This window comes from Streptomyces sp. NPDC002265 (assembly GCF_040296125.1).
Taxonomy (GTDB): domain Bacteria; phylum Actinomycetota; class Actinomycetes; order Streptomycetales; family Streptomycetaceae; genus Streptomyces.
The window spans coordinates 1-5484 of the sequence record NZ_JBEOWS010000492.1; the positions used below are offsets into that span (position 1 = coordinate 1).

The window sequence follows — 5484 nt, forward strand, 5'->3', positions numbered from 1 at the left end:
TCCCCCCCACAAAAAACACCCCCCTGTAACTCCCCCCCCACCCGGGTCCCCGGGCACCATACCCCGGCCCCCCCGCTGCAGTTTTACGGGATATTTCCGGGAATCGACGCGTTCCAGGGGTGACCGAAAAGGATCGCCCGCCGGTGTTCCCCCGGGGCTCGCCCCGCCTCCTCAGCCCCGCCCCATCGCCCGGGTCAGCTCGATCTCGATCACGACGCGGGACGGGTTGGGCGCGGGCACCCGCTCGTAGCGCTCGGCGTAGCGCCGCTCCGCCTCCGTGATCCGCTCCGGATCGGTGCGTACGAAGGCCCGGCCCTCCAGCGTGGCCCAGCGGCGGCCGTCGACCTGGCACACCGCGACGGGCGCGCCCGCCGCCCCCGCGGCGTTCACGTGCGCCACCTTCGCGCTCGCCTTGTTCGTGATCACCCGAGCCAATCGCGCCTCGGGGTCGTACGTCACTCCGACGGGTACGACGTGCGGTGTGCCGTCCTGGCGTGTCGTCGTCAGGGTGCACAGGTGACGTTCCCGCCAGAAGGCGAGATACGGCTGGTCCGGGCTGCCCGGGTTCTGTGGATGTGCGGCCATGTCCGGGAATTTAGTCCCCCGCGACCTCCCGGGCTCTTCTTGAGCGGAATAGACTCAACTTTGTGTACGTTGGTTGAGTCAGGACCGGGAGACGTGGGCAGTACGCCGACGCTGGGAGGAGAAAGCGAACGTGGACGCCGAGCTGACCAACAGGAGCCGGGACGCGATCAACGCGGCCGGCAGCCGGGCCGTGTCCGAGGGCCATCCGGACCTCACCCCCGCCCATCTCCTGCTCGCGCTGCTCGCGGGGCAGGACAACGAGAACATCATCGACCTGCTGGCCGCCGTGGGCGCGGACCAGGCCGCCGTGCGCGCCGACGCCGAACGGGTGCTCGCCCAGCTGCCCAGCGTGACCGGCTCCACCGTCGCGCCCCCGCAGCCCAACCGTGAACTGCTCGCCGTCCTCGCCGACGCCCAGCGGCGCGCCCAGGACCTCGGCGACGACTACGTCTCCACCGAGCACCTGCTGATCGGCACCGCCGCCAAGGGAGGCGCGGCCGGCGAGGTGCTCTCCCGGCGCGGAGCCGGGGCGGAGCAGCTCCAGGAGGCCTTCCGCAAGTCGAGAGGCGGGCGCCGGGTGACCACCGCGGACCCCGAGGGGCAGTACAAGGCGCTGGAGAAGTTCGGCACCGACTTCACCGCCGCCGCGCGGGAGGGCAGGCTCGACCCCGTCATCGGACGCGACCACGAGATCCGGCGGGTCGTGCAGGTGCTGTCCCGCCGCACCAAGAACAACCCGGTGCTCATCGGCGAGCCCGGCGTCGGCAAGACCGCCGTCGTGGAGGGCCTCGCGCAGCGGATCGTGAAGGGGGACGTGCCCGAGTCCCTGAAGAACAAGCGGCTGGTCGCGCTGGACCTCGGCGCCATGGTGGCCGGAGCGAAGTACCGGGGCGAGTTCGAGGAGCGGCTGAAGACCGTCCTCGCCGAGATCAAGAACTCCGACGGCCAGATCATCACCTTCATCGACGAGCTGCACACCGTCGTGGGCGCGGGCGCCGGCGGCGACTCCGCCATGGACGCGGGCAACATGCTCAAGCCCATGCTCGCGCGCGGTGAGCTGCGCATGGTGGGCGCCACCACGCTGGACGAGTACCGGGAACGGATCGAGAAGGACCCGGCCCTGGAGCGGCGGTTCCAGCAGGTGCTGGTCGCCGAGCCGACCGTCGAGGACACCATCGCCATCCTGCGCGGGCTCAAGGGACGCTACGAGGCCCACCACAAGGTCCAGATCGCCGACAGCGCGCTGGTCGCGGCGGCCACCCTGTCCGACCGGTACATCACCTCCCGCTTCCTGCCCGACAAGGCCATCGACCTCGTCGACGAGGCGGCCTCCCGGCTGCGTATGGAGATCGACTCCTCCCCGGTCGAGATCGACGAGCTCCAGCGGGTCGTGGACCGGCTGAAGATGGAGGAGCTGGCGATCGGCAAGGAGACCGACGCCGCGAGCCGGGAACGGCTGGAGAAGCTGCGCCGCGACCTCGCCGACAAGGAGGAGGAGCTGCGTGGACTGACCGCCCGCTGGGAGAAGGAGAAGCAGTCCCTCAACCGGGTCGGTGAGCTGAAGGAGAAGCTCGACGGCCTGCGCGGCCAGGCCGAACGGGCCCAGCGCGACGGTGACTTCGACACCGCCTCCAAGCTGCTGTACGGCGAGATCCCGACCCTGGAACGCGACCTGGAGGCCGCGACCGAGGCCGAGGAGGAGGTCTCCCGGGACACCATGGTGAAGGAGGAGGTCGGCTCCGACGACATCGCGGACGTCGTCGCCTCCTGGACCGGGATCCCGGCGGGCCGCCTGCTGGAGGGCGAGACGCAGAAGCTGCTGCGCATGGAGGACGAGCTCGGCAAGCGGCTCATCGGCCAGTCCGAGGCCGTACGGGCCGTCTCCGACGCGGTGCGGCGCAGCCGCGCGGGCATCTCCGACCCGGACCGGCCCACCGGCTCCTTCCTCTTCCTCGGCCCGACCGGCGTCGGCAAGACCGAACTGGCCAAGGCGCTCGCCGACTTCCTCTTCGACGACGAGCGGGCGATGATCCGCATCGACATGTCGGAGTACGGCGAGAAGCACAGCGTGGCCCGGCTCGTCGGCGCCCCGCCCGGCTACGTCGGCTACGAGGAGGGCGGCCAGCTCACCGAGGCGGTCCGCCGCCGCCCGTACAGCGTCGTCCTGCTGGACGAGGTGGAGAAGGCGCACCCCGAGGTCTTCGACGTCCTGCTCCAGGTGCTGGACGACGGCCGGCTGACCGACGGCCAGGGCCGCACGGTCGACTTCCGCAACGTCATCCTGGTGCTCACCTCGAACCTGGGCAGTCAGTTCCTGGTGGATCCGACGGTGGGCGAGGCGGAGAAGAAGCAGCAGGTGCTGGAGGTGGTCCGGGCGTCCTTCAAGCCGGAGTTCCTCAACCGGCTCGACGACCTGGTCGTCTTCTCGGCCCTGTCCAAGGAGGAGCTGGGCCGGATCGCCCGCCTCCAGATCGACCGGCTCGCCAGGCGGCTGGCCGAGCGGCGGCTGACCCTGGAGATCACCGACGAGGCCCTGGCCTGGCTCGCCGACGAGGGCAACGACCCGGCCTACGGCGCCCGGCCGCTGCGCCGGCTCGTGCAGACCGCCATCGGCGACCGGCTGGCCAGGGAGATCCTGTCCGGCGAGGTCAAGGACGGCGACACGGTCCGGGTGGACGCCTTCGGCGACGGACTCATCGTGGGCCCGGCGACCGGCAAGACCCTGTGACGCACGGGCGGCACCGCGCCGGACGCGGTGCCGCCCGGCACGCGGTGGCGCGGACCGCCGCGACAGGCCCGCCCGGGGTTGCCACTCCCCGTGCCGGATGGGAGAGGATGGCAGCATCCGTACGAAGGGAAATTCACGGTGACCATCGACCCGTCCTCGATTCCGAACTTCGGGGGCCAGCCCGAGCCACAGCCGCAGGGACCGGCGGGCCCCGTTATCCCGGATCAGGACCTCGTGAAGCAGCTCCTCGACCAGATGGAGCTGAAGTACGTCGTGGACGAGGAGGGCGACCTCGCGGCGCCCTGGGAGCAGTTCCGCACGTACTTCATGTTCCGTGGCGAGGCCGACCAGCAGGTGTTCTCGGTGCGGACCTTCTACGACCGTCCGCACAAGATCGACGAGAAGCCGCAGCTGCTGGAGTCCATCGACGACTGGAACCGTCGCACGCTGTGGCCCAAGGTCTACACGCACACGCACGACGACGGCACCGTCCGCCTCATCGGCGAGGCCCAGATGCTGATCGGCACCGGGGTCGCCCTTGAGCACTTCGTGTCGTCGACGGTCAGCTGGGTGCGGGCCGCCATCGAGTTCGACAAGTGGCTCGTGGAGCAGCTCGGCCTGGAGCAGGAGGTCAACGACTCGGAGGAGCCCGAGGAAGGCGAGGAGTAGTCCGCCTCCGGGGACCGGGGCGGGGCAGCCCGTCCCCAGGTCCTACAGCGGTGCGTGCGCGATCGCTACCAGGTACGCGCCGTAGACGAACGAGAGCCCGGCCAGGGCGGCGACCACCGCGGTCGCGTGCCAGGGCCGGGCTCTCGCCGTGCGCACCAGCGCCCGCGCGGGCGGCAGCAGCAGGGGGAAGGCGGGCAGCAGGAAGCGCGGCTTGCACTCGAAGAAGCCCGCGCCGCCGAGGGCGACCACCATCAGGGCACTGGTGTAGACGACGAGGGGCAGCGGGGGGCGGTCCAGGAGCAGCAGGACGTACAGGAGCACCGCCGCCGCGACGATCACCAGCGACATCGGGAAGACGAACCGGGCCTTGTACAGCAGGAGGATCCGGGTGAACCGGAGCGCGTCGTGGCCGAGGTCGAAACGAGAGCCCCAGCCCGCCTGCACCCTGAAGTAGCCGCCGAACAGGTCCCCGGTGCGCCGGCCCACCCACAGGAGGTACGCGCCCCAGCCGAGCGGCGCGAGTACCGCGCCCGCCCACAGCCCGGGGGAGACCCGGCCGAGCCGACGGCGCTCGTGCCAGGCCTCGCAGGCGGCCGCCGCGACGACGGCCGCCGCCACCGCGCAGCCGTTGGGCCGGGACAGTCCGGCGAGCGCGGCCAGCGCGCCGGCCCACAGCCAGCGGCGGGTGAGGACCGCGTACAGCGACCAGGCGGCGAACGCCGTGAGCAGCGGCTCGGTGTACGCCATCGACAGCACGACCGAGTGCGGGAGCAGCCCCCACAGCAGCACCAGCGCGCAGGCGACGGCCCGGCCGTGCAGCAGGGCGCCGCACCGGTAGATCCCGCAGGCCGCGGCCACGGCCGCCAGCCATGACACCAGCAGGCCCGCACCGCCCCCGCCGAGCGGACTGAGCGCCGTCACTCCGCGCACGAGGGCCGGGTAGAGCGGGAAGAACGCCAGGTCGTTCTGGACGACGCCCGGCTGCGGTCGCAGGACGCGGCCGTAGCCGTGCGCGGCGATGCCCAGGTACCACAGGGAGTCCCAGGACCGCCCGAGCAGGGCGAGCGGCTGCTTGTCGCCGGTCCAGGCGGTCGTGGCGAGCACGGCGGCGCCGGCCAGCCGCGCGGCCACGAACAGGCCCACGGCGGTGGCGGCCCCCGGCGGCGGGAGCGTCCGGGGGTCGGGCAGCCGGGGGCGGGGCAGCCGGGGGCGGGCCCGGCCCCGTCGTTCGGGCTCCGGCACCGCGACGCGGAGCATGGTGGCGCTGGTGTGAGTCACACCCGCACCTTGCAAGAGCGCCGCCGGGGTGCGCGAGCAGGGCGCGGCCGGACGGGTGCGCTCGCCCACCGCCCGGCGCGGCGGCGTGACGCCGGGATCCGGACATGCTCCCCGCCGGGTCGGCCGACACCCTGTCAGGCGGACCGGTCTCAGGCGGAGCCGGGCCCCCGCCGGGGGGTGGGGGGCCCCCCCCCGGCAGGCCCCCCCCCCCCGCCCCCCCCCCA

Annotated in this window: 4 protein-coding genes; 2 read left to right on the top strand and 2 right to left on the bottom strand. The window is 72.5% G+C overall.

Features of this window, described 5'->3' with window-relative positions:
* Nucleotides 1-171 precede the first annotated feature (171 nt).
* The gene (locus ABT085_RS43280) at nt 172-585 is read right to left on the bottom strand and encodes a pyridoxamine 5'-phosphate oxidase family protein (protein ID WP_351621781.1); all 414 of its coding nucleotides are present in this window, start codon (nt 583-585) and stop codon (nt 172-174) included.
* Between the two features lie 130 nt (nt 586-715).
* Here ABT085_RS43280 and clpB point away from each other — a divergent pair, with 130 nt between their 5' ends.
* Both clpB and ABT085_RS43290 read left to right on the top strand, forming a co-directional pair.
* The gene (clpB, locus tag ABT085_RS43285) at nt 716-3313 is read left to right on the top strand and encodes an ATP-dependent chaperone ClpB (RefSeq protein ID WP_351621788.1); all 2598 of its coding nucleotides are present in this window, start codon (nt 716-718) and stop codon (nt 3311-3313) included.
* Nucleotides 3314-3451: 138 nt separating this feature from the next.
* Nucleotides 3452-3982: a YbjN domain-containing protein gene (locus ABT085_RS43290; RefSeq protein WP_351621791.1), complete on the top strand. Its 531-nt coding sequence runs from the start codon at nt 3452-3454 to the stop codon at nt 3980-3982.
* Between the two features lie 42 nt (nt 3983-4024).
* Here the strand turns inward: ABT085_RS43290 and ABT085_RS43295 are convergent, their stop codons facing one another.
* Nucleotides 4025-5239 carry a putative hexosyltransferase gene (locus tag ABT085_RS43295; RefSeq protein WP_502982968.1) on the bottom strand — a complete coding sequence of 405 codons (1215 nt, stop codon included), beginning with the start codon at nt 5237-5239 and terminating at the stop codon, nt 4025-4027.
* Between the last annotated feature and the right edge of the window lie 245 nt (nt 5240-5484).